The sequence below is a fragment of the Shewanella eurypsychrophilus genome (assembly GCF_007004545.3).
GTDB lineage: Bacteria > Pseudomonadota > Gammaproteobacteria > Enterobacterales > Shewanellaceae > Shewanella > Shewanella eurypsychrophilus.
Genome location: NZ_CP045503.2, coordinates 1121093 through 1146603, shown reverse-complemented (window position 1 = coordinate 1146603; position 25511 = coordinate 1121093). Strand labels below are relative to the sequence as shown.

The window sequence follows — 25511 nt, the reverse complement described above, 5'->3', positions numbered from 1 at the left end:
TTAATCATAATTATCACACTAAGCCAGTAAGCCTTTTGATTTGAATCCACCTTTATAGGGTACACAACAATATCAACCAGTTTGCAACCTGCATTTTTATTCATCAAAGACGGGTATTTGTTGACAAAATTGTGCCACCTATTCAAAATACACTAGATTTTTGAATAAAAGAATATAAAAACTATGCAAGCAAATAAAAATCAAGACGAACTTGTTAAGACATTTAAGTTAATTTTGAAAGAGGAACGATTCGGTTCCCAAAGCGAAATAGTGATTGCCCTTCAAGCTGAAGGTTATGGCAACATCAATCAATCAAAAGTATCTAGAATGCTGAGTAAATTCGGCGCAGTGAGAACCAGAAATGCCAAGCAAGAAATGGTGTATTGCCTTCCTGCAGAATTAGGCGTCCCTACGGCAGGTAGCCCGCTTAAAAACTTAGTACTCGACGTCGACCATAACCAGGCGATGATTGTTGTCAGAACGAGCCCTGGCGCCGCTCAATTGATAGCTCGATTGCTCGACTCAATAGGCAAGCCTGAGGGCATATTGGGAACCATTGCTGGCGATGATACTATTTTCATTACCCCAGCAAACATTCAAGAAATCAGTAGAACCCTACAAACTGTTAAGTCATTATTCAACTACACAGATTAGGTCACTTTCTTATACTGATTGGTATTAAAAAAAAGAGACGCACAGTGCGTCTCTTTTTTTATGCCAAACTCTTTTCCACTAGATTGCATACAAGATATTGAATCACACTTTGATTCATGCGAAATTAGTGCTAACGATGCTGTACCTTCGGGCTAAGGAAGTGTGATGACAACAAAAATAATTAAAGTCGATGATGTATGCTGGGAGTCTTGGCAGCATTCAGACCAATATACCAGTCAACAAAAACACATAGGTGACGCTGCTGGTTGTGAAAAAATTGGCGTAACGATGGAGCGGCTTGCTCCAGGGAAACTCTCTACTGTAGCTCACTATCACACAAAGGAAGAGGAGCATCTGTATGCACTCGAAGGCGAGGCCACTTTACTCATTGATGGTGAGTCGCACCCCTTTAAAAAAGGCGAGTATATCTGTTTCAATGCTGACACAGCCATTGCACACACATTAAAAAATGACAGCGACAAAGAGTTTTTATTCTTAGTGATTGGCAATCGAGATAAGCATGATGTAGTGGTTTATCCTGAAAACAATAAAGTCTTAGTGAGAGCTGTCGATGAGATCTACGCAAAGCGCCCAACCAATTACTGGGATCCAGATCCTATCAAGTAATGAGTGGACTTTGTTAGCAACATAAAAAACGCACCTTCAAGGTGCGTTTTTTATTTTGTAGCATTTATACTAACGGGTATTATTGGCTCGCTTCAGTTTCCATAAAGTCCAATGATGGTGCAAAAAATGAGGAACCTGTTAGCGCTTGTGTAAAGTGCAGCAGATGATCATGATTACCCTGTCCATCACCGTGTACCATGCTTTCGAGCATTTTTTCAAAATTATTAGAGTTACGGCAATTGGAGATAAACATTAAACCTTGTTCTTTAACAGAACCATAGGGCATGCTTTGCCTTAAGATCTCCATCGACTTACCATCAGCATCTTTCAAGTTCACGCGTTTAATATGGCTAGTAAGTGGCTTATCTTCAGAGGCATACTCGATATTATCTTGCTTTGTTCGGCCGATAATATCCTCTTGCTTCTTGTGGGGTAAACGATTCCATTTACTTAAGTTGTGCGCAAATTTTTGTACATGAATATAACTGCCAGCTTTAAAGCTAACATCTTCGTCACCAACCAGTGCCACTTCCTGACGGCTACGCCCTTTAGGGTTTTCTGTGCCATCGACAAAGCCAGTGAGATCTCTATTGTCCATAAAACGGAAACCACGTTCTTCATCAACGAGCTCAACCAAACCTTCGAACATTTGGCTGACTTCATTAGCCACTAAATGAAGAATATCAAAGCGGTCACAACGAATATGGACAAAAAGGTCATACTCTAAAGCAGGAGCATCTCTATTATCAGCACTCATGGTCGGAAAAGGCTTAAGCTGATTAGGCCTAGCTGATGGGTATAAACTATCCCAATAGTTCGCTCCTATAGCCAGAAAGCCATTAAACGCACTATCAGCATACTGGTCTGCCAACTCATAGACATATTGAGCAACATTAGCCACACAAGGTCTTAGTTGAGACTCTGCAGCTTCATTCGCATTAAACATCAAATAAACACTGTGCAGATTTCCTTCTGCACACACACCTAACTGTTCACGAGGCATAACCTGATTATCCATCTCTCTATTTACCTTCTGCACTAATTGATTTTCGGCACCATTATCCATAACTTTAATAAATAATGGTATTAACTGAATCACAGTTAGCTGCATAGTTAGCGCTAGGGTTACCTTTACACGATATAATTAACCCGCTAGCTAATCTAACACTGGCATATCATGGCTTAAATAACTTTGCATGCCTATATAAATCCTGATTAATTAGGCTAGAAAACAAGCCTGACGTGTTCAAAAACCATGCAGCGATGTGTGTTTAAAATACAACTAGAGAGTGTTCTTGAGCCTGTAAATTCACTTTCTGGCCTAAGACTAACTGAGATAATTGAGTTTTCACCTCATAGAAGTCTTGCGCAATCTGCACTTGATAGTGGCAAATATTACCTAAAAAACGCCGCTCGACAATCACACCTGCGCCAGACTCATCGGCAATGATCTCAATCTGCTGCGGCCTGAGTAAGATCTCTCCTTGATAGCTCACAGGATGAGTCAGTTGACTGGTACTCTTTAGCGATCCGATTGGCGTTTCAACACTAAAACTGTCTTTCACTGAAGCTGGTATATAGTTACCACTACCTAGGAAATCAGCCACATAGCGATCTTTAGGTGCTGTGTACAACTCCTCTGCAGTACCATACTGGACAATATAACCGTCCTTAAATAGGGCCAGCTTATCCGCAAAAACAAAAGCTTCGTCCTTACTATGGGTAACAAAGACAGCACTCACATTTCTTTGTTTGAGGATATTGCGGATCTCCAGCATCATCTCACCACGAACTTTAGCGTCGATATTTGAAAATGGCTCATCAAGCAACAGCAATTCTGGTTCATAAGCTAATGCCCTAGCTATCGATACCCTTTGTTGCTGCCCACCAGATAACTCATGTGGAAAACGCTCACTGAGCCCATCGAGTTTTACCAACTCGAGCATCTCATCTAGCCGATGCTGTCTGTGTACTTTATTAGTATCTTTGACCCCAAAGAGAATATTTTCAGCCACGGTTAAATGAGGGAAAAGCGCATAATCTTGAAAAATCATCCCTACCCCCCTACGCTCACTTGGGACGAAAACATTAGAACCGGAAAGCACCTCACCATTTATCTTTACTTCACCGGCGCTAATTGCCTGCAATCCGGCAATCGCCCTTAGTAAGGTTGTCTTACCGCAGCCACTTGGGCCGAGTAATGCGACAATTTCGCCTTTTTCCAAGGTCAAGTCTAAGCCCTTTAAAACCTGCTCACCTTGATAATCACTGTGAACGCCTTGAATACTTAGTGTCGACATTATTGCCTTGCTCCAACAGAAATGAACCCGATAAAATTCTTGCTAATAACAATAAAAAAACACGCTATTTTTCATGCTCTAGTGAACGGTTTAAATAAATAAGAGGTACGAAACCAACCAATACGATGACAATAGCTGCAAGTGCTCCATGCTCTAATTGTTCATCCGATACGAATTGAAACACATAGGTGGCTAAATTTTCAAAGCCTACCGGTCTAAGTAACAATGCAGCAGGCAACTCTTTCATACATTCAATAAACACCAGTAATAAACCAGCAAAGATCCCTTTTCTCAATAACGGTAAGTGCACACGCCAGAGCAAAGCTTTAGGTTTAAGCCCCATCGAAATGCCTGCCATGTCTAATGAGGGGGAGATACGTTTGTAGCTATTTTCAACACTGCCAATGGCTATTGCCGAAAACCGAATACAGAAAGCGAATATCAGAATAAACACACTACCTGTAAAAACCAAGCCTGGACCAGGCTGGCCTAAAAACTCGTAGAGATCATTGACGGCAAAATCCAACATGGTTAGCGGAACAAGGATCCCAATCGCTAATACAGTCCCTGGAAGCGCATAGCCTGTCGATGCAAGCCTTGAAGGCAAAGCGTCAGAAGGTCTTGGGCTAATTCTTCGTATAAACATCAAGATGATACCGATCAATACCGTAATGACACTGACGATAGCTGCTATGTAGAAACTATTTAAACTATATTCCCAGAAAGCACTGTTCCAGCTTGCATCAAAGTAATCCCATGCGTACTGCAATAAAATCAGAAATGGGAGTACAAATGAAAATAATAATAATAGACCGCAATAGCCTGTCGCTAAGTATGCATGACTCCCTTTCAATCTTGATAACGTACTTTCATTGCTTGCCGACTGTTTTTGAAACAGTTGTTGTTTTCTCCGTGCAAAACGCTCAAAACCTATCATGGAAAAAACAACTAAAAGCATAATTGCCGAAAGTTTGGCGGCTGCAGATAAACTGCCATAACCAAGCCAGGTATCGTAAACAGCTGTGGTTAATGTAGGCACAGCAAAGTAGCTCACGGTGGCAAAGTCAGCCACGGTCTCCATCGCCACCAAGGAAGCACCCACCGCTAAAGCGGGTCTAGCCATAGGCAGGCTTAAACGCCAAAAACTTTGCCAAGGGCCGCAGCCCATAACACGTGAAGCATGCTGCAGACTGGAAGACTGCTCCATAAATGCTGTTCTGGCTAATAGGTAAATATAGGGAAACAAGACTAAGGCCAACATGACTGATGCGCCGGCTAAACTACGTACCTCAGGAAAATAGTAGTCGCTAGGGGACTGCCAATCAAACCAGGTTCGTAATGCCTTTTGAACGGGCCCAGCATAATCTAATAAATCGGTATAAACATATGCAACAACATATGCAGGCATCGCGAGTGGCAATAAAAGTGCCCATTGGAACATCTTTCGACCAGGAAACTGACATCTAGCAACGAGCCAAGCAGCAGGCGTTGCAATGAACAAAGACCCAATACAAACACCAAGCATCAATACTATGGTATTAACAATGTAAGTCGGTAAAACGGTATTAAGCAGGTGACTAAAAACATCCTCGTCTGGGACGAAAGCCTGAGCGATGATCGCAATCAGTGGCAGAAGAATAATAGCCGCGATGAGGTAGCCAGCCAAAGACCAGCTCCTGGATAAACCTAAGATCATGTATAAATCCACTTTTATTTGTCGGGACATTATCCCCAACAAACTTAAATCTAAGCTTAAATAAGAACGATTATAACTTACGAATTGTGTGAAGCATTGCGCAAAAACAAAAATAGCCTTCATTTGAAGGCTATTTTCTCATCCAACAGATTATTTACAAATCAAACTTCACTTCATCTAACAACTTAACGGCTGCATGATGGTATTCGGCTAACTTAAATATTGGCAGTTCATCGGCTTTAAACTCACCCCAAGAAGCCACTAAGTCAGAAGGTTTAACATCGGCTTTCACTGGGTACTCAAAGTTGATTTCGGCATAGTCTTTTTGAGCGACATCACCTGAAAGGTATTCCATTAACTTAATCGCATTGTCTCGGTTTTTTGTATATTTAGCTAAAGCCATTCCTGAGACATTGATGTGTGAGCCACGGTTGTCTTGATTAGGGAAGTTAATCTCAACGGCCTCAGCCCAAGGCACTTGCTTTGGGTCTTGTAGCATCTTACCTAAGTAATAGCTGTTGCCGATTGCGATATCACATAACCCCTCTTTAACCGCCTTAACTTGTGCACGGTCATTGCCTTGTGGCTTGCGAGCTAGATTAGCTTTGAACCCTTCTAACCATGTTTTCGCACCCGCTTCACCATGATGTGCAATCATAGAAGCCACTAATGAAACATTGTAAGGATGCTTACCACTTCGGGTACAGATTTGCCCTTTGTATTTAGGATCGGCAAGATCTTCATAATCGATATCTAACTTGCCCATCTTTGCTTTTGATGAGTAGATATTACGTACACGCATTGTCAGCGCGAACCAATCATTTTCAATGGAGCGGAATTTTGCAGGAATATTGCTCTTAAGCTGATCACTTTCAACTGGGATCACTAACTCTTTGTCAGCCAACTCCATTAAACGTGAAAAATCTGAAGTCAACACGATATCAGCAGGAGATAAACGGCCCTCACGCATCATGCGCTCAGCAATGCCTTTCTTAGAGAAAACCACATCGACATCAATGCCAGTCTCTTTAGTAAAGTTAGCCAATATAGGCTCAACTAGAAAAGCTTGGCGATACGAATAAACTGTCAGTTTCTCTGCTGCATTAGCAACAGAAGCGAACCCCACTAAACCTAAGATGGCTAAACCGCTTGCAAATTTCATTTCAAAAAACCCTCTGCATCATATCCATGCCTGAATAGCATAATGATAATTATTATCAATCGCAGTAAGGATAAAGAATCTAAACTATTTCAGCAAGTGATATAGCAGGAATAATGACTAAAATAAGATGTTTATCAATTTATTACCTGCACCACCAAACAGGATTAAAATTAACTGAAACATCCCTTAAGCCAAGCTTAAAGGTGAGTATTACTACACATACCGCGCCTTTCTTGCCCATGTGCTCACCAAAAGCTAATCAGGCTGAGTCATTTTCAGCGCTGGAAAATCTTTGAAGTCAGCCAACCAACTTGCAACCGCTGGCGCCACTTTCCTCCACTTAAGATCAGCATGCCTAAAATCGAGATATTCTAATAGGCAAGCTAAACAAATCTGATGTATTGATAGTTGAGGCGTTGTCATTAACCCTCCTTGCTCAATACGTTGTAGCCCCCTTAGGAGGGCTTGCTCAAACCTTGCTGTCCAGAAAGAAGATCGTTTGCCCTCCTCCTCTCTCATCTGCTCCTGCCTTAAGGCAACGGCACTGTCCAGCATGCCTTTAATTAATGAAAAATGACTTTCTGATACCCAGTTTGATTCTCTAATACCAAACAATCTCCCCCCGCCCAATTCAGTATCCAAGTAACGTAAGATGACTTCACTGTCATAAAGAGATGAACCATCATTGAGCTGCAAACACGGGATCTTACCCAGCGGATTAGCCTCAAGTAGGTCTTCACCGTTCGCTAGTGGGTTCGTTTTAATCTCATCAATACCATCAATCTTTAAATGTCTAATCACGACTCTCACGCAGCGAGCATAAGGTGAGGCATCCGAGTAAAATAATTTCATTAGATATCCAGGTTAATTATTTGATTTGTTTAGCACCGATTGACACAATTTCACAAAATACTTGAGCTGCAATCATCACCAGTACTTTTCTACTGTGATCTGACCAGGCGCACGCCTTAAGTTTTTAGCTAGCCCCATAGCGAGCAGTATTTGATTGGTATCAGATATCATATCTGGATTACCGCAAAGCATAACCTGAGAGTGTTGTGGAGTAATATCTAGTCCAATCAATTGTTGAATTGATTGGCTTTGAATACCTTCAGATATTCTGCTCCGAATAGCATTGGGATAGGGTTCGCGGGTAACGGATAATACCAGCTTAAATTGATTGGGATACTTCTGCTGTAGAGCCAGAAGTTGCTCTTTATAAGCCAAGTCTTCAGCTAGCCTTACACCATAAACTAAAACAACATGCTCAAATCTTTGCCAGATTTCGGCAGTTTCTAGCATGGAAATAAATGGTCCAACGGCTGTGCCAGTTGCAAGAAGCCAAAGCTGCTTGTCAGCAAAAGATGTCTCTGGTATCTCCTCTAAAGTCATAAAGCCAGACGCCTTGGGAGAAACATCAAGTTTATCGCCAACCTTAAGTAAATGTAGGTGAGGAGATAACTGGCCCTCTTCAACAGCAACCGCTAATACTTCAATAAAATCCCCACCAGGGGCGTTAACAATCGAATAGGCACGTGCAACTCTTTTATCACCTACGAGTCGACTCAGCTTGATAAATTGCCCAGCAATATAGGGCTGAATATCTGCTTTTATTTTTAGTGAGAACAGTTTCTCATTCCAGTCGATACGCTCTACGACTTCACCTTCAATCCACATTCACAGCTCCATCTGATAATTCAACTAATTGATCTTTAGCATAAAGCAGCATGTATTTCTAATAAGAATGAAAAATGCCTCTTGAAAAAGAGGCATTTAGGATCCCAAGTAAACATTGGACTAGCTTTATTCGGCTTCGGGTTCTTGCTCATAAAAGCTATCTCTGAATGTCTGCAACCCCTCCAGTACTAAGGAGTATGTCTGATCGACACCAGCAGCAATATCACCTTCTAATACTTGTAAACCCGTCAATATCTCTTTAGCTTCATTAAACCCTTGATCGATTGCCCCACCTATAATGTCCATAAAAGAGCTAAGTTGATCATCGAATTCCATATTTGAGTTTTGTTCTTGATAGAGACTAAAAAACTGAGTTGCAAAACTAACAATTCGATCAGCGGTAGCTTCTGGTGACGTATCTATCCCATTATCATAAGCTGTTTGAAGTGCATTCACTCCCATTGTTGGCGCGAGCTCTTCGTTTATGGCTTCTATTGCGGCTCGATATAATAAGATCATCGGCTCATCAGCAGCCTTAATATTGGCATCTTGTTGTGCTGATATAATGGCCTGATTCATTAGCTGTTTGCTCGTCGCAAAGGCTGATTTATTACTAGCAACCTCCGACACAGCCTTGCCATGATTATCTGATGAATCGGTTTTATTGCGTGCAACTGTTGACACTTCTGCGCCATGGTTATGAACTTCCATAACTGCCTCTTATATGTGTTATCTCTACCTAACCATTATCGGCTAAATTTCAACCTACTTTAGTGTTTATCACTATAATTGCTATTTTAATTGCAAACAATTCGTTATCGTATTGATTACAATTTTACTATATGGCGCCAGCAATGAGATTTTTTTTAGTTATCTTAGCCTTTTGTCTCAGTGTGCCGCAGACATCTGTAGCCTCTGACAAGCAAAGATCAGATCAATTGGCTGCAATAAAAACCATTATCTTAGTCCGACATGCAGAAAAAGCCCCTGGAGCAACAAAAGATCCAAGCTTAAGTGAGGCTGGAGACAAAAGAGCACAAGCTTTAATAGCCAAATTAGCGGATCAGCCCCTCAGCCTTCTACTTTCTTCTCCCTATAAACGTACACAAGAAACGTTAGCGCCAATAAGTAGCGCTAGAGATCTTGAAATTAAGGTGATTGATACTAAAGCAGGTTTAAAAGAGCACATAAAAGCTAGCATTGCGGCGATTACGTCACATAAAGGCAATGTCCTTATCGCAGGGCATTCCAATACAGTCCCCTTGATTATTTCAGCACTGGGTGGGCCTAAAATTAAGCCAATCACTGAAGAACAATACTCAAATATCTATTACCTGAGGCTCTATCAATCAGGAAAAGTTGAATTAGAGCAACAAGAATATTCCTCCTTATGAGTCTAATACCAATCGGTATAAGGTGTTATACCAGTCAGTATAAGGTGTAGTACCAGTCGGTATAAAGATGTGGTCATTCAGCGAGAGTTTAGCGCTTGTGAGGCAAGGCAACGAGTGAGAGACATAGTTATTCTACGTTTAAGCTCGTTAACGCAGTATCAGAAGTGCTAAAACTCGCCTTCCAGGAGTGTTTTTGGCTGCCTACTTCTGTGTTGAATGAGTTCAAAAGGGATCACCATTTCCTCACTCATTCGCCTTGAATTATGCCGCCAAAAATAACTCTGAACTGACCACTTTCTTATACCGATTGGTATCATTACCACAAGCCAGGTATATCATCGCCCACTAATAAAGAGTAATATTAACTTGCTGGAGTAAACTAGTACTAAATAGGTAGGAAATGACTTGAGGTATTCAAGAATAAGAGTATTGTCCCTCGGCTATTAGTATAATAGCTCTACGCAATTATTTTGCCGACGATTCACATCTAATGCCATTACATTATCGCAATAAGATAGCGTTTGTGGACATAACCGACCTCAAAAGCTACATGGAGAGTTAAATTGAAAGCAGGGTATTTGAGTCAAAACCCATCAACAAAGAAGCGTGCGATAAACTGTGAGAACTGTGAAAGGTTAACCGTCATTGAGGGGGAATCTGTTTGTTTTCGACAGGGGGAAATTATTAGCCTGAGCTACTTAGAACTATCAGCAGAAGCGAACCAAAACTTACCGCATATTGCATGTGACGGCTGGAAAGCGAACTAAGTTAAGCACACTCTCCCATTCTAAGAGATAACAATCATCAATTCAGTGTTATGCGCTAATCATTCCAGCGTAATCATGAGCAGAGAACTTAGGTTCATGGATAAGCCCCTGAAGATCCACACTAGGATTTAACTTAGCTAAACTTAAACCTCGCGTCGTCACTCTCATGCCAGAAGTTAACTCTAAATAAACACTCATTAGCTCGTCTTGATCTAAACCACGCTTTTTAAGCGTCGCCATAATGGCTAACCAATCGGTATCTACGAAACTGTCTTGACCTTCAATATTAACTTTTAAAGGGATATTCTTCATAGCTATCATCTCACCGTATTTGTTATCAGTTTATGAAACTAGTATACAAACTGAACCTGAACTCATGCTGAACTATTAACCAAGCACATGCATTTATATTGAGTCGTATTGAATATTCTACAGCAAAGAGCCGTTAGACTGCAGATTTATATGCATATTGATAATAAAAACAATATTAATTTTGTATGTTCCATAACTTTGCATATAAACCATTATTAGTTAACAACGACTTATGGTTGCCCGTTTCTACAATTCTCCCCTGGCTTAGTACTATGATTTGATCTGCATCTACGATTGTCGACAGTCTATGTGCAATAACTAAGCTGGTGTGCCCCCTCGCAGCTTCTTTCAACGCATTTAAAATCGCCTGCTCCGATTGACTATCCAACGATGACGTTGCTTCATCAAACACTAATAATGGCGAGCCCTTAAGTATGGCTCTAGCAATTGCGACACGCTGCTTTTCTCCTCCAGATAGCTTCAAACCTCTCTCGCCTACGGCGGTATTCCACCCATCGGGGAGAGACTCGATAAAGTGAGACAGATGGGCCATATTAATTGCCTCACGGATCTCTTCTTCACTGGCACTTGGACGGCCATAGCGAATATTCTCGAGCAATGAATCGTTAAACAATACTGTATCTTGGGGGACAATGGCTATCGCTTGGCGTAAAACATTCTGAGTCATATGATTGATATTAACCCCATCGAGACTGATGCTACCTTCATCGACTTCATAAAACCGAAACAACAACTTTACTATGGTTGATTTTCCCGCACCACTATCACCGACAATAGCAATTTTTTGACCGGCTAATAAGGTAAAACTGACATCTTTTAAGATCGGTCTAGTGTCATAACTAAAGCTAACCGAATCAAACCTTAATTCACCTAAGCTAAGCTTAGAATCACTTGCATCAGGTTTATCTTTAATTAACGGCTCACGCTTTAATAAACCAAACATCCGCTCTATATTCGCTAATGCCCCACGTATTTCCCGGTACACAAATCCCAAGAAATTAAGCGGGATAAACAACTGCATCATAAAGGCATTGACCAATACAAAATCACCTATGGTCATAGTCCCTGCAACGACATGATATGCGGCTAGCGCTAGCATAGCTGTCATAGCCACAGAAATGATTAACGCTTGCCCTGCGTTAAGTGCGAACAATGACAGACGATTTTTACGCTTCGCTACTTCCCACTCCGCTAAAGCTAAATCGTAACGCTCTGATTCATAAGATTCATTATTAAAATATTTGACGGTTTCGTAATTGAGTAAACTGTCAATGGCACGAGTACTGGACTGAGAATCAGCTCTTGCTGCCTCCCTGACAAATTCAGTTCGCCATTCAGTCGCAAATACAGAAAACAGCACATAGGCAAAAACAGAGCCTAATGTGATAGCAGCAAATGAGACACCATAATTGTAGAAAAGAATACCAACGACTAAGCCTATCTCTAAAATTGTTGGTACGATATTGAAGACCATAAAGCGCATCAAGAAGCTAATTCCGCTGGTTCCTCTCTCAATATCACGAGATAAGCCCCCGGTCCTACGTTCTAAATGGAACTCTAAGTCAAGACGATGTAAATGCTCGAAGACATTTAGCCCTAACCTTCTTATGGCCCGCTCAGTAACCCTGCCAAACAGCGTATCGCGAACCTCAGAGATTAATGTATTGAGCAACCTAAGACTGCCATAGGCGACAACTAATGCAACAGGAACACTAATGAGTTGCGCCGGCGATGCCTCACTTAGGCCATCAACCAAAGACTTTAAAATAAAAGGCAGAGAAACACTGGCTAACTTAGCAATAATTAAACACAACAAAGCTAAGGCGACACGGTACTTAAACTCAAACAAATATGGCCAAATCAGTTTTAGCACATGCCAATTCAGTTTATCGATAGGTCCTTCAAAATATAGAGAGGGTCTCATTTGTGCCTGTTTCCTTTTTAAATGCCATATATCTGACCAAAAAAACTAACATGAACAGTAAAACTGACTGCACATTTCAAGTTTAAAGCGCGAGTCGATGATGCGCACATTAACAGGCAGTCCTTTAACCTAAGCTAATTTAGACAATCGAACTTAAATTTACTTAGTGACTTCGCTGTTAGCGAGTAATACGTTAGACTGACTAATTCGAATTTTAAATGATACAAAAGAACTATCTTTCAAGATTATTTTTACAAATACGTTAAATGAGAGCAATTCTTGTTAAACACTAGAAAATAATTTGATATTCTTTTTGACGCAGACCAAATAAGGGAACAGACCAGCCCTTATAGCGATTTTAAAGGAAACAAACATGCTGGATTCATCTAAAGCTCAATATCCGCCGTTGCCACTCATCCAGACCTGGATATGGATGATGACCCAATCCGGAGATACAGACATTCAACAGAAAGGCCAAAATAATCTAATAGCCTCATTTGGAAGCTTAGCTAAAGCCAATGAATATCTGGTCAATCACAATCATGATTAATCCAAGTATAATACGCTAACTCTTGTAGAGATGCTGATGTCAATTCAGCTTAATACAAATGTATAGCCCATAAAAAAAGGAGACTCATGTCTCCTTTTTAGTTTCTCTCAATCAAGCTATTAAGCCGACCGACGCGCTATAATGCTCTCATTAAGCGTCGCTAATATTGATTCAGTATCATCCCAACCTATGCACGCATCGGTAATACTCTGTCCGTAGCACATTGGTTGACCTTCAACATAGTCCTGTCGCCCTTCAACCAGATGACTCTCGATCATAACGCCAAAAATACCATGATTGCCTTTCGATACTTGAGCCGCAACATCTTCAGCCACCAGCATTTGGCGTTTAAATTGTTTTGAGCTATTGGCATGGCTAAAGTCGATCATAATGTTCTGATCCAGTCCCGCTTTATCAAGCTGTTGACTAATCTCACTAACATGTTCGCTGCTATAGTTTGGCTCTTTGCCACCACGCAAAATGATATGACAGTCGCTATTACCTTTGGTCTCAACAATGGCAGAATGACCAAACTTAGTGACAGATAAAAAGTGATGCGGCGCACTCGCTGCACCAATGGCATCGATAGCGACTTTAATCGTGCCATCGGTACCATTTTTAAAGCCTACTGGTGAGGAAAGCCCAGAAGCCAACTCACGATGAACTTGTGATTCCGTCGTTCTCGCTCCGATAGCGCCCCAACACATGAGATCGGCTACATATTGTGGTGTGATCATATCTAGAAACTCACCCGCTGTCGGAATGCCTAAATCATTAAGATCTAATAGCAATTTACGCGCAGTTCTAAGGCCATCGTTAAGCTTGAAGCTATTATCCATATAAGGATCGTTAATCAAGCCCTTCCAGCCCACAGTGGTACGTGGCTTCTCAAAATAGACACGCATAACGATCTCTAATTGGTCTTTATATTGCTCGCGCAATGCAACTAGGCGCTCACCATATTCCAAAGCAGCTTTAGGGTCGTGAATTGAACACGGACCAATGACAACTAACAGGCGATCATCTTTTTTTCGTAGGATTTGATGAATGCTATCTCTAGCGTTAAAAACGGTAGCCGATACGTTCTCTGTCGCCGGAAATCGCTCTAGAATAGCGATGGGTGGCAATAATTCTTTAATCTTATTAATTCGAACGTCATCATTTTTGTAATACATGGTAATAAACTCACTCCGGCTATCGTTAAAACAGATTTCTCTCAATTGCGCTACTGAGTTCAATTTATCCAGTATTACCACTGATTGCAACAAGATATGATTAGCAACAAAAAATAATATTCAACTTGTTGTTTTAATAAGTCTTAAATTATATTTTTTTACAGTTAACTCCAAAAAAATCAGCTTCTAGCCTTATGTTTACTTAGTCTAGACTATATATTTTATTGCTTTTGCGAATCATTCAAGGATAAAACAGAAAATTTATAAGCTAATACCGATTGGTATAGCCTTAGCTTGTTCTTTTGCATCAATCGCAACAAAGACTAAAGAATCTTTCAAAATCCCTCTATAACTCCTCTAGACACATAACAAGCCGCTTCGCTCACTTCTTGCCAACTTCAATTTTTACATATCTAAAAACTAAGACAATCAGTCATAAAAACCACTTTACCTTTAATAAGCCTGGTTTTTATTTCGGTAACATGTAAACAGAGACTCTATTTCTAAACCCTCCGAAACGTCTCATGTACAGATGCATTTAACGTCGTTTAAAACAAGAACCTGCCTCACGAACATTAACTGGTACTAATGTACGGCCAATTCATCTTGATTGCTCAATTACTAGCCGCTAGGTTGAGCGAAGAGGTATGACATCTGACCTCTTACCTGATTAACATAAATTAAATAAGAGATAACCCAATGAAAACCTACTACACGTTAATACTCTTGGGCATGTATATTTTTAGCCCATCAAGCCACGCAACCAGCGGCATAGCATTTATTCACGGCACAGGAAACCAAACCGATGCCACATCGGATTATTGGACAAGCGAGTTTATTAATTCAGTTAGACAAGGCTTACCTCAGCCCGGCAACTACCAAGTGATCAACTGTGATTTTGATCAATACATGTGGGATAACGCCGCAGCTGGATGCTTAGCGACACAAATACACAGCTTTGTTCAAGAGAAAAACATTGATGAACTCATACTGCTCACCCACTCCAATGGTGGCAATGTCGTGAGGTGGATCTTATCGAACCCTACCTGGGATAGCCGCTATATAGACATTATCAATGCTACCAGTCGCGTCATCGCCCTTGCTCCTTCTAGTGGTGGCACACCTCTGGCTGATGCGGTAAATCAAGGCAGTGTTTTTGAGACATCTCTTGGTTGGTTACTGGGCTACGGGAGTGATGCAGTCAAACAACAGCAAGTAAGCTGGATGAGTTACTACAACAGCACTTGGCTTAATGGTACTCAGAACAGACCTAGTTTAGGCAGTTCTTTTGAGGTTGTCATTGGTTCTGATGTCGATTCTGCAATCTGGGACGGTGATAGCTACTGTGCTGGTTATCAATATCAAGTTGCCTTAGAAACCACACAAAACTGGCTCGATGACTGCTCCGATGGATTTTTAGAGTGCAGCTCACAAAGCGCCGCTGGCACAGTTTGGTTTACCGACAAACAGAAAATCGCAGGACAAGAGCCACTCAGCCATCAACAGAGCAGACGAGCTTGTTTCAATCTAGACAGCTTAATCCGTAACCATATATAGGAGTCAGATATGAAGAATCTTACATTGATACTAATGACATTATCACTATCACAATTACTGACAGCCTGTCAGGACGAAGCCACAACACAGACTGCCGATGTTGAAGTACAAAGCTTCACTACAGCATCATTATCAGCGCCTCAACAAGGTGACTTTAGCGCTTCAGAGATTGAAGCCCCTCAACTGCCGCCCATCAATAACAACAGAGAATCTTTGAGTTTTATCAGTACTCCTTCAAAGACAGCTAACATAGCAGCGCCCACAAATACTCATTCAAGCATCAGTGATGAGTACTGGAAAACGGTTTCGGGCGCCGAATTAAACCATGGAATAAACCTGGCCATTAGCCAGACTTCCAGTGTCATTCGTATCTCACCGAGGGCGGACACCAGCTCTGGAGCCCTGATCCACAGCAAAGCAATAGCACCCAGCAACATCCAGCTCTATAAGGTCGATAAAAAATCTACAGTGAACAAGTCTTCATCTTATATTCACTCGATGGCCGACGCTGATGCTTTAGCTACCGCAGGCCTAACCGATAACTCCAGCGCATTGACCATGTCCGCATCAGCTAAGCCTGGTCAATATCAACTGAAAATAAGTCAGCCTCTACCCGTGACCTCAAGCTATCTGGTTAATGTGAAAGAGAAACAGTCGCCCTATCAGCTGAGTCTAAGTGGCCAGACTCGGGTATCTAGCCTATCTAATCATGTAGATTTTGATCTGCAGCTCTCAAATTCAGATAACAAGTTCACCCCGCAGGCAAGCTTAAAACACCCGAATGGTCGCTACCAGACGCTAAACGTTAAGTCTGTTAACGGTCAGTGGCAGGCTGAACTTCCTGAATCCTATGCCATGCCCAACAGTAATGCGGGATTGAGTGAGCTACAGATAGATATTCAGACTAAGGTTAATGGCCTTGATGTGATAAGAACGGTAAAAACAGCATTCAAGCAATATGTACCGTCTGCAAAACTACAACAGCAGGTCAATACACTTTGGTTGGGTGATGTGCCACAGAGCATCTCCTTTAACTTAGATATTGCCATTCAGGGTCGTTTCGCCCTCTCAGCCTACATAACGGGGACCGATATGAGTGGCCAAGACCACATCATTTTAAAAACGGCGTCAGCAAGCTGGCTCACTCAGGCTAATCCAAACATCGACTTGAAACTGGATCCACAATTGATCCTAGACTCTGGTCTTATCCCCCCTTTTAAGCTAAAAGGACTAGAGTTAAAAGATCAGGGGCAGATGGCCAGATTGAGTTATCAGCAAGATGCATTGATACTCGAAAAGTAGAGTAATCCCCTGTGGTTCAGCCAATAAAAAAAGCACTCAAATGAGTGCTTTTTGGGGCTAATAAATCACTTAAAGAAATGAGACCAATTGCTATTAATGACTTTTCATCGCATGCAGCTTAGCCTGATAGCGTATTTTACTATTCTCATCCCGTGTCAGACTCAGGGCTTTCTGCATATTCTTCTTAGCCCTACGCTCATCACCTGTCGCCCAGTAAGCTCTCGAGAGTCCAAAATAAAATTCATGCCGATAATCGGCTTTATCCACAGCTCGCTTATACCAGAGCAACGCATCTTGATATTCCCTATCGAAATACGCTTGCTGCGCCATATCATAATAATAATAAGGGTTACCGATACGATCTAGCTCTAGCACCTTATGGATCTCAGCCCATTCCTCTAGCCTACCTTGCGAGCCCAAAAGAATGGCATAGTTATAAAGCGCATTCATATTATTGGCACTGACATCCAAAGCCAGTTTATAGAGTATTTCAGCTTGTTGATCTAAACCTTTATAACGGTATAGCACGGCTAACGTATTTAAAGCCGGGACATAATCAGGCTTCTGCGCTATGCCTAACTTTAACAGGCCATAGGCTCTATCATATTCCCCAATAACCAAAGATTCCGCGGCCACATTGTTATAGTACATAGCTAGCACAGTCTGCTTATCGACCTTGATTTTGCTATAGGCACGAACGGCTCTCTCAGGTAAAAAGTCGACTTGTATCGCTCTTCGAGATACGAATACTGTATCTGTGGTAGTTCTCGGTAGCAGTTTTAAATTCACATGACCATTGATCAAATAAAAGTTACCTTGCTTGTCCCATACTGGCGGTACTTCTATATCCTGAAACTCAACATCCACACCAATTTCATCAGCAATAGCCGCAGTCAGTAACACCAAAGACATGCAATTCCCGGCGCGATCACTATAAGTCTCACCTGCCGTTCGTGTAGTGTTGTCCCGGTATTCAAATCCACCATTTTCGGCATCGATATAACTGGCTAACCATTCATGGGCTAAGATACGGTTACTACTTAATGCAGTATCACGTCTGAATTGATTTTTAATCTCTTTTCTAGCGGTGTCAGGGAGGAATAACAGGTTTTCTGCTGCGGGTAAGTCATGGATAAACTCGAAGTGTTCATCATAGAAATATTGTTCGATATTACCTAGCTGTTTAGGCTCAGACGTAGCACTGCAGCCCTGAAACACAAACAGCCAGATAACCCCCATTACGAGTCGTATTTTCACCATAGGTCTCAAGCCTCAAGTTTCGATAACCTAGGTCTAGCTTACGTCATAGCGCTTAAATTGGCAGCGAATAAAAGTTACAAAAGATTAACAAAGCCATCATCCCTTTGTCATAATTTATTCTTTCTGTGCTTAATCTTGATCGCCCACTGCATCGACCTGAATATAAACATCTTTATTTTTATATTGATACGGTCGATAAAACGAACCTTGGCAGGAATAGTAGGCGTAGGGTCTTGCCATTAAAATGCAGCCTACTGGCAGTGCCTGTAAGATCTGTATCTGTTGCTGCATCCTCAAGGCCTCTTGCCATTCATGCTCACGCAATACCTGATCCCGCACCGCAAAAGCATCGAAAGGCTCGCTGGACTTGCGCACCACGACTTGTCCTGCATCGACATAACTTGGTAGCACAAAAAGTAAAAGAGCTAAACTAGCTAAACCGTTTTTTACTCGTTTGATAAAAATCGCCATGACTTCCTCCTTCTCTGAAGCCATAATACAAAAAAACAGGGCATAGCGCCCTGTTTGATTATTCACTAGCTAAAGGAATCTTAACGGGCACTCTTAACAGAGACGAATTCAGGGTACGCATCTATGCCACAATCTGAAGCATCCATCCCCTTATATTCTTCCTCTTCGGTAACACGTATGCCCATAGTCAACTTCAATACATACCAGGTGGCCAATGATGCAGTAAACACCCAAGCAAAGATAACTCCTGCGCCATAAAGCTGACCTAATACCGTAGCATCTGCATTTGACAGTGGTACTAACATTAATCCGAAGAAACCAGCCACACCATGCACAGATATCGCCCCGACGGGATCATCGATTTTAATTCTGTCTAATGCCACGATAGAGAAAATAACTAGGCCACCAGCAGTCAGACCAATCACACCTGCAAAGGCAATCGAAGGTGATAATGGGTCGGCAGTTATCGCAACAAGGCCGGCTAATGCACCATTTAAAATCATTGTTAAGTCTGCTTTGCCCCACACTACCTTACAAACAATCAGTGCAGATACCGCACCGAAGGCTGCCGCCGAGTTTGTATTAAGAAAGATTTTAGCCACAGCGGTCGCATTTTCAGCATCTGATACCAATAACTGAGAGCCACCGTTAAAACCAAACCAGCCCATCCACAAAATAAACATACCTAAAGTAGCCATAGGTAAGTTCGAGCCAGGAATAGGATTTATCTGACCGTTAGCTCCATATTTACCTTTACGCGCACCGAGTAAAAGAACGCCGGCAATCGCTGCAGCCGCACCAGCCATATGAACGATACCACTACCGGCGAAATCGACAAATCCAGCCTCAGACAGGAAGCCACCGCCCCAAGTCCAATACCCTTCAACTGGATAAATAAAACCTGTCATCACAACAGAAAAAGCCAAGAAAGCCCAAAGCTTCATTCGCTCAGCCACAGCCCCAGAGACGATAGACATAGCTGTTGCAACAAAAACAACCTGGAAAAAGAAATCTGATTCAAGCGCGTGATCGGCACCTTCAGCCTGACTCCCAATTAATGTGCTAATTGTAGGTAGCCAACCTCCTTCAATATTATCGACATACATGATGTTGTAACCGAAGATCAGAAACATTACACAAGAAATCGAGTATAAACATACGTTCTTAGTCAAAATTTCGGTGGTGTTTTTCGAGCGGACAAGTCCAGCTTCTAACATGGCAAAACCAGCTGCCATCCACATGACTAAAGCACCTGAGATTAAAAAGTAAAAGGTATCCAGCGCGAACCTTAATTCTGAAACCGTTACGCCTAATTTAACTAAATCTTCCATCTTGCTTCCCCTTAAAGTGCTTCGCTGTCAGTCTCACCCGTACGAATACGGATAGCCTGATCGAGATCTGTCACAAAAATTTTGCCATCACCAATTTTCCCTGTACGCGCTGCATTGACAATTGACTCGATCAACAACTCAAGGTTTTCCGCTTTTGTTGCAATTTCTAATTTCACTTTTGGAAGGAAGTCCACCTGATACTCGGCGCCTCGATACAGCTCGGTATGTCCTTTCTGACGACCGAAACCTTTCACTTCTGTGACTGTCATCCCTTCTATACCGACTCCCGCGATGGCTTCACGAACATCGTCTAACTTGAACGGTTTAATGATAGCGCTGACCAGTTTCATGCTGACCTCCAAAAATATAATAGTTATTTATTTCTGAATTAGATTATTCAATCATCAGGCCAACACGACAAATCATTAACTTTTAATGACTTATGTAAACAACCCCTTTTATTGGTGAATACAAATGCACCAAACAAGTGCATCCATTCACAAAGCGCACAAATGTAGCGCAATAGAACTGTTTGGCTGGTTTACACAAAACTGAGAAGGTTAGACTAAAAGCGGATTGGAAAAGTAGGATGGATAAGTAAGATAAACTCATCAAAGTTGGAATAAAAAGAGAGCTGTTATGATAAATTCACAAGAGTGTGCATTCGTTGTCGTCGATGTTCAAGGTAAGCTTGCTCAAGTGATGGATAGAAGTGATGATTTACACTCCTGTTTATTAAAATTGATAAAAGGGCTACAACTTTTCGATATCCCTACCCTCTGGCTTGAACAACTGCCAGATAAATTAGGTCATACAACACCTGTTTTATATGAACAGCTCATTCAAAGTAGTGATCCGATCGCCAAACAACACTTTAGTGGCTGGCACTGTAACGAATTCCAAACTCGGTTAAAAGATACCAAACGCCAACGAGTGATCTTAGCTGGAATAGAGGCTCATGTGTGTGTCTATCAGACCTGCAGTGATCTTATCGACAATGGATTTGATGTTCACCTAGTCGTCGATGCCATGTCTTCACGCACAGCAGACAACAAGGCTATAGGCATCGAGATGATGCAAAACAAGGGCGCAAAAATTACTAATATGGAATCTCTACTATTCGAGCTTCAACACCAAGCCGAGGGAGAAAGGTTCAGACAATTAATCAAGATGATTAAGTAACCACCTTTATGTGAATATAACTAACACGTTATGGCTTACTCATACTCAGATGCATACGTCTCTTCATATGTATGTGAGTAAAGCTCAAATAGATTGCCAAACGGGTCCTCTAGGTAAACCATTTTAGCTTGTTTATTATCATCTTCTGGGTGGTAGCGCATAATATCCATACGTACTTTCCCGCCAAATTTTTCAGTGCGCTCAATAACACCATCGAAGTCATCTGTTTGAAGACAAAAATGAAAAATGCCGATTCGAGAAAAATCAACTTCGTGACGCTCTGCACGCTCTTTCATTTCAAATAACTCAACACCAATACCATCAGATGTCACTAAATGCGCAATATTAAAGCCTTTAAAGCCTTCACCAAACACGGCAATACACATTCTGCCGATCGCGGTCTCACGCTCCTCTTCAACTTTAGTATTGTTCATTACCACTTTAAGGCCTAGGGCGTTAGTATAAAACTCAACCGCTTTACCCATATCACCTACCATGATACCCACATGATTCATTTTCATAATTTGCTCCAAACTCAGAGAGTTGATTCGTAATTTATTTCGATGAGGTCATTATAGAGCGGCCAATAAACAATATAAAATTATCAATTCTTATAAAAATAATAACTTTACGTTATGATAAATTAAAAGAGATTTCCGCTCAGGCGGACTTGAAGACTCAGTAAGTGAGAGACATAAAAAAGCCCCGTATAAACGGGGCTCTTGAATTAGTTGGCTAGTATCACACTAGCTGACCAATTAATACTTAGTAAGTTGCTTCACGCTTTGCAGCTTCAGCATCCCACTTAGGCAATACGTTTTTCTTGAACTCGGCTTTATCAGCATTCATCTTCTTCATATCCATGCCCATGGCAGCTTGTGCCTTAGCCTTGGTTGAAGTGTCAGGGTATGAGATAGGCTGTTTAACACCTTTGTTAGCAAGCAGGTGTGCCAGCTTAACACGAGCGTCAGCCGCTTTATCTACCGCAGTACCTAGGATACGTAACGCTTCAGCTGGTGCATGCGCTGCAACACCGTGTGATGCAGTTGCATAATCCCAACGCCACTGTCCATGACGAATATCGGTAAGAATCGGCTTCATCTCAGCTTCTGTTGCGCCCGCTTCCCAAGCTGCACCAGCCTCGAAGTGTGCCTTAACTAATTGACCTTCTGCAGCCATCTTAAGTTCTTCAACTTTCGCCTTACGCTGCTTAGTCAGATCAACCATGAACTCTTTGCTCTGTTCATGACAAGTACCACAAGTCTCTTCGAAACGATCGAATGGGTTGCCCACTTTGTGATCGGTAAACTTACGGCCTTCAGCATTCTTGACTCTAGGCATGTGACAGTCAGTACAACTTACATTGTTCTGTCCATGTACACCAAGCTTCCAAGTTTCATAACCAGGATGCTGCGCTTTTAGCATAGGAGTCTTAGAAATTTTGTGAGTCCAATCCGCAAACTGAATGCCATCATAATAAGCTTCAGCAGCATCTACAGTAATGCCTTGATCCCAAGGGAACTTAACAAAACCTTTCTTATCTTTAGTCTTCTCGAAGTAGTATTCGACGTGACACTGACCACAAACCATAGACTGCTTATCTTTACGAGAAGCTTCATCGAACGGTGTGCCAATTGCTTCCATTGCGCGCTCAGCGAATGGACGAGAGATACGTAGCTTAGACTTACCGCTTACGTGGCAATCGCTACAACCGATAGTGTTGACGATTTCAGCACCGCCTTTATACCACTTACCCGTAAAGTAACCATCTTCACCTTGCTCTTCGATCATGCGAGGTACATCTGGACCCTTACAAGACCAACATGCCATAGGCATAGGACCATCTGTATCTTGCTTAGGTGCACCAGTACGTAGTGTATTACGTAAATCAGTTACCGCGTACATGTGGCCACGCGCTTTGTTATAGTCTTTGGCGAAACCATAACCTGCCCATAAAACGACTAGATTAGGATCGGCTTCCAGCGCATCGATAACTTCAGTGCTCTCAGAAGTTGCATGCCAGCTGTTATACTGCTTAGAATATTTATCTTTGTATACTTCGCTTCTAGGCTCTGTTTTTTCATTCGCCATCACGCCAGAAGTCATCAGACTTGCAGCAACCAATGCACTTAGGGCAAAGGATTTGTTAGTTAATGTTCTCACCATCTCATCTCCATGTTACTTTCTTATAGTAGTCATAAATAACCACATCATCTCCAAGGCCAAAGTTAGACCCTTAGCAATACTTTATACATACCCCTAAGGGGGTATCCGGCGTAAAGTTTGCGGTAGATCAAAATGTAAACGTGTTGTTGCTCACACTTTTGCCATTTTGTTAACGGGGTTAAGTAGCAACTAAATTAGTGCACCTGTAATTGATAGTTTATCCAGAGTCATTTAGCGAGTTTTTATCTAATGAAAAAAGGCAGTCTTACATCGACCATTTTAGGTCTAATGTTAACATTAATATTATTATCAAGCGGTCTGGCGATCTTCGCGATCATCAACTTGTCCTATAGCCTGGGTGACGCCAGAGCCATTAATGCATCGGGTTCTTTGCGAATGCAAAGCTACCGCTTGATGTTTTACGCAAATTCGGGCAGTGAAGAGGCAGTCGATAAAATAAAAGAATTTGAAAACACTCTATATTCTGATGCACTTAAGCGCTCTCTAGATTGGAAAACCCCAGAAGTTCTCAAGCAGCAATATCAACTCGTTATTCACAAGTGGAAAGTGATGCGTTCGTACATTGAGGAGGAAAATTCTCGACTGTATGCGGCTGCACTAAAAGACTTCGTCGATACCATAGATCTACTGGTTTTAGAAACTGAGCACTACGCCGCGTTTAAATTGAAATTATTAGCCGTGAGCCAAATTATCGGCTTAGGATTAATGTTGTTTATCGCTTTTCTTGCGGTACGCTTTACTAAGAAAAAAGTCGTCGTACCACTTCAACAGTTAATGGAGTCAGCCAATACAATCTCTAAGGGTAACTTTAATGTAGAGATGCCTAAAACTGAGTATGTAGAACTGACGGCATTGAGCAATGCCTTTGAGTCAACAGCCAAAGAGCTTTCTGCCCTTTACCAAGATCTAGAAGGCCAAGTTCAGGATAAAACCTTAGCCCTAACCCGTACCAATAATGAGCTAAAACTTCTGTACGACAATTTAGTCATGCTGCATTCCGGTAAACTTGAGATCAGCAGTCTAAAGGCTGCTCTTAATCAACTTAGAGCACACGAACCTGAGACCTTTTTGCGATTAGTGATCGCTCAAGATAATGAAGAAGAGTTGGTCATCGAAGCTGATGGCGGCTGGCCAGAAGAGACAAAAAGTCAGACTCACTTCCCGCTAGATTTCGAATCAAATCAGCTAGGTTATCTAGAGGCTAACTCAAGTAAAGAACCGAATTATCAGCTGTTCGAGAATTTTGCCATTATGCTTGCTCGCTCTATCGTTATTTATAATGCCGGTGAGCAGAGGCAACAATTGGCATTAATGGATGAGCGTGGAGTGATTGCCAGAGAGCTACATGATTCTATTGGTCAAATTCTCTCATTCTTAAAAATTCAGGTAAGCCTTTTATCTAAGGGATTAGATAAAACCTGCCGAAGTCCTCAGGTTGAACTGCAGATCAGTGAGATAAATGAAGGCGTTAATACCGCCTATGTGCAATTACGTGAGCTACTGTCCACCTTTAGATTAACCATTAAAGACCCGAATCTAAGCCATGCTATTGAGGCTATGTTAGAACAACTTAGAAGCCAATCTAATGTAAAAATATCACTGGATTATAAACTTCCTATGCAACTCCTTGGTGCGCATCAACATATCCATGTATTGCAATTAACCCGAGAAGCCACTCTTAACGCCATCAAGCATGCCGACGCCGACGAGATAAACATTCGCTGCTTTAAGAGCTCTGATACCCATGTAACGATTACCATAAGTGACAATGGCGTAGGCATTGAGCAAGTAAAAAAACGCGATCAACATTTTGGCATAGGCATTATGCATGAGCGTGCAAGTCGCTTATCGGGTATAGTAGAGTTCAGCGGCAATCCCGAAGGGGGAACAAGAGTGACACTTAAATTTCCCCCTCAGCAGGAACCAGCCTAGAACATAATAATTTTTTACGTTTTTCTTTGT

General features: G+C 41.7%; 24 protein-coding genes. 8 read left to right on the top strand and 16 right to left on the bottom strand.

The window, feature by feature from the left end; genetic code table 11:
* Positions 1-183: 183 nt before the first annotated feature.
* Both argR and FM038_RS04735 read left to right on the top strand, forming a co-directional pair.
* The gene (argR, locus tag FM038_RS04740; RefSeq protein ID WP_142872193.1) at positions 184-654 is read left to right on the top strand and encodes a transcriptional regulator ArgR; all 471 of its coding nucleotides are present in this window, start codon (positions 184-186) and stop codon (positions 652-654) included.
* A 165-nt stretch (positions 655-819) separates the two neighbouring features.
* A complete protein-coding gene (locus FM038_RS04735; protein ID WP_223293001.1) occupies positions 820-1281 on the top strand; it encodes a cupin domain-containing protein in 462 nt (153 codons plus the stop codon).
* Positions 1282-1360: 79 nt separating this feature from the next.
* Here the strand turns inward: FM038_RS04735 and FM038_RS04730 are convergent, their stop codons facing one another.
* From FM038_RS04730 to FM038_RS04700, 7 genes are all read right to left on the bottom strand, one after another.
* Positions 1361-2299, bottom strand: a complete 939-nt coding sequence (locus tag FM038_RS04730; RefSeq protein WP_142872931.1) for a Dyp-type peroxidase — start codon at positions 2297-2299, stop codon at positions 1361-1363.
* Positions 2300-2552: 253 nt separating this feature from the next.
* Positions 2553-3584: an ABC transporter ATP-binding protein gene (locus FM038_RS04725; protein ID WP_185965784.1), complete on the bottom strand. Its 1032-nt coding sequence runs from the start codon at positions 3582-3584 to the stop codon at positions 2553-2555.
* A gap of 61 nt (positions 3585-3645) precedes the next feature.
* Positions 3646-5277: an ABC transporter permease gene (locus FM038_RS04720; protein ID WP_142872190.1), complete on the bottom strand. Its 1632-nt coding sequence runs from the start codon at positions 5275-5277 to the stop codon at positions 3646-3648.
* A gap of 154 nt (positions 5278-5431) precedes the next feature.
* Complete coding sequence (locus tag FM038_RS04715; RefSeq protein WP_142872189.1) at positions 5432-6439, bottom strand: extracellular solute-binding protein; 1008 nt, start codon at positions 6437-6439, stop codon at positions 5432-5434.
* A gap of 255 nt (positions 6440-6694) precedes the next feature.
* On the bottom strand, positions 6695-7291 hold the full coding sequence (locus FM038_RS04710) for a glutathione S-transferase (protein ID WP_142872188.1): 597 nt from the start codon (positions 7289-7291) through the stop codon (positions 6695-6697).
* A 75-nt stretch (positions 7292-7366) separates the two neighbouring features.
* Positions 7367-8116, bottom strand: a complete 750-nt coding sequence (locus tag FM038_RS04705) for a ferredoxin--NADP reductase (RefSeq protein WP_142872187.1) — start codon at positions 8114-8116, stop codon at positions 7367-7369.
* Between the two features lie 126 nt (positions 8117-8242).
* Entirely contained in the window at positions 8243-8827 is a 585-nt protein-coding gene (locus tag FM038_RS04700; protein ID WP_142872186.1) for a DUF5610 domain-containing protein, read from the bottom strand.
* Between the two features lie 143 nt (positions 8828-8970).
* Between FM038_RS04700 and FM038_RS04695 the strand changes: the two genes are divergently transcribed.
* Positions 8971-9510 (top strand): SixA phosphatase family protein, encoded by a 540-nt coding sequence (locus tag FM038_RS04695; RefSeq protein ID WP_142872185.1) that lies wholly within the window; start codon positions 8971-8973, stop codon positions 9508-9510.
* 815 nt (positions 9511-10325) lie between these two features.
* Here FM038_RS04695 and FM038_RS04690 read toward each other — a convergent pair.
* Complete coding sequence (locus tag FM038_RS04690) at positions 10326-10589, bottom strand: hypothetical protein (protein WP_142872184.1); 264 nt, start codon at positions 10587-10589, stop codon at positions 10326-10328.
* Positions 10590-10764: 175 nt separating this feature from the next.
* Complete coding sequence (locus tag FM038_RS04685) at positions 10765-12534, bottom strand: ABCB family ABC transporter ATP-binding protein/permease (RefSeq protein WP_142872183.1); 1770 nt, start codon at positions 12532-12534, stop codon at positions 10765-10767.
* Positions 12535-12907: 373 nt separating this feature from the next.
* On the opposite strand from FM038_RS04685, the gene FM038_RS04680 reads away from it, so the two are divergent.
* Positions 12908-13084: a hypothetical protein gene (locus FM038_RS04680; RefSeq protein WP_142872182.1), complete on the top strand. Its 177-nt coding sequence runs from the start codon at positions 12908-12910 to the stop codon at positions 13082-13084.
* Between the two features lie 119 nt (positions 13085-13203).
* On the opposite strand, the gene aroG is transcribed toward FM038_RS04680, so the two are convergent.
* Positions 13204-14259, bottom strand: coding sequence for a 3-deoxy-7-phosphoheptulonate synthase AroG (gene aroG / locus FM038_RS04675; protein ID WP_142872181.1), 1056 nt, complete (start codon positions 14257-14259; stop codon positions 13204-13206).
* A gap of 699 nt (positions 14260-14958) precedes the next feature.
* Here aroG and FM038_RS04670 point away from each other — a divergent pair.
* Together FM038_RS04670 and FM038_RS04665 are read left to right on the top strand one after the other, a co-directional pair.
* Positions 14959-15816, top strand: a complete 858-nt coding sequence (locus FM038_RS04670) for a lipase family protein (RefSeq protein ID WP_142872180.1) — start codon at positions 14959-14961, stop codon at positions 15814-15816.
* Positions 15817-15825: 9 nt separating this feature from the next.
* Complete coding sequence (locus FM038_RS04665; RefSeq protein ID WP_142872179.1) at positions 15826-17118, top strand: DUF4785 domain-containing protein; 1293 nt, start codon at positions 15826-15828, stop codon at positions 17116-17118.
* Between the two features lie 93 nt (positions 17119-17211).
* Here the strand turns inward: FM038_RS04665 and FM038_RS04660 are convergent, their stop codons facing one another.
* The 4 genes from FM038_RS04660 to FM038_RS04645 all read right to left on the bottom strand — a co-directional run bounded on the left by FM038_RS04660 (position 17212) and on the right by FM038_RS04645 (position 20530).
* Positions 17212-18378: a tetratricopeptide repeat protein gene (locus FM038_RS04660; RefSeq protein ID WP_142872178.1), complete on the bottom strand. Its 1167-nt coding sequence runs from the start codon at positions 18376-18378 to the stop codon at positions 17212-17214.
* A gap of 129 nt (positions 18379-18507) precedes the next feature.
* Positions 18508-18849: a hypothetical protein gene (locus FM038_RS04655; protein ID WP_142872177.1), complete on the bottom strand. Its 342-nt coding sequence runs from the start codon at positions 18847-18849 to the stop codon at positions 18508-18510.
* Positions 18850-18929: 80 nt separating this feature from the next.
* Complete coding sequence (locus tag FM038_RS04650; RefSeq protein WP_142872176.1) at positions 18930-20180, bottom strand: ammonium transporter; 1251 nt, start codon at positions 20178-20180, stop codon at positions 18930-18932.
* An 11-nt stretch (positions 20181-20191) separates the two neighbouring features.
* Positions 20192-20530 carry a P-II family nitrogen regulator gene (locus FM038_RS04645; protein WP_142872175.1) on the bottom strand — a complete coding sequence of 113 codons (339 nt, stop codon included), beginning with the start codon at positions 20528-20530 and terminating at the stop codon, positions 20192-20194.
* Positions 20531-20819: 289 nt separating this feature from the next.
* Here FM038_RS04645 and FM038_RS04640 point away from each other — a divergent pair, with 289 nt between their 5' ends.
* Positions 20820-21362, top strand: coding sequence for a hydrolase (locus tag FM038_RS04640; protein WP_142872174.1), 543 nt, complete (start codon positions 20820-20822; stop codon positions 21360-21362).
* A gap of 35 nt (positions 21363-21397) precedes the next feature.
* On the opposite strand, the gene FM038_RS04635 is transcribed toward FM038_RS04640, so the two are convergent.
* Together FM038_RS04635 and nrfA are read right to left on the bottom strand one after the other, a co-directional pair.
* Positions 21398-21883, bottom strand: coding sequence for a VOC family protein (locus tag FM038_RS04635; protein ID WP_142872173.1), 486 nt, complete (start codon positions 21881-21883; stop codon positions 21398-21400).
* A gap of 244 nt (positions 21884-22127) precedes the next feature.
* Positions 22128-23528, bottom strand: a complete 1401-nt coding sequence (gene nrfA / locus FM038_RS04630; protein WP_142872172.1) for an ammonia-forming nitrite reductase cytochrome c552 subunit — start codon at positions 23526-23528, stop codon at positions 22128-22130.
* 249 nt (positions 23529-23777) lie between these two features.
* Here nrfA and narQ point away from each other — a divergent pair, with 249 nt between their 5' ends.
* On the top strand, positions 23778-25481 hold the full coding sequence (gene narQ / locus FM038_RS04625; RefSeq protein WP_142872171.1) for a nitrate/nitrite two-component system sensor histidine kinase NarQ: 1704 nt from the start codon (positions 23778-23780) through the stop codon (positions 25479-25481).
* The last annotated feature ends 30 nt before the right edge of the window (positions 25482-25511 follow it).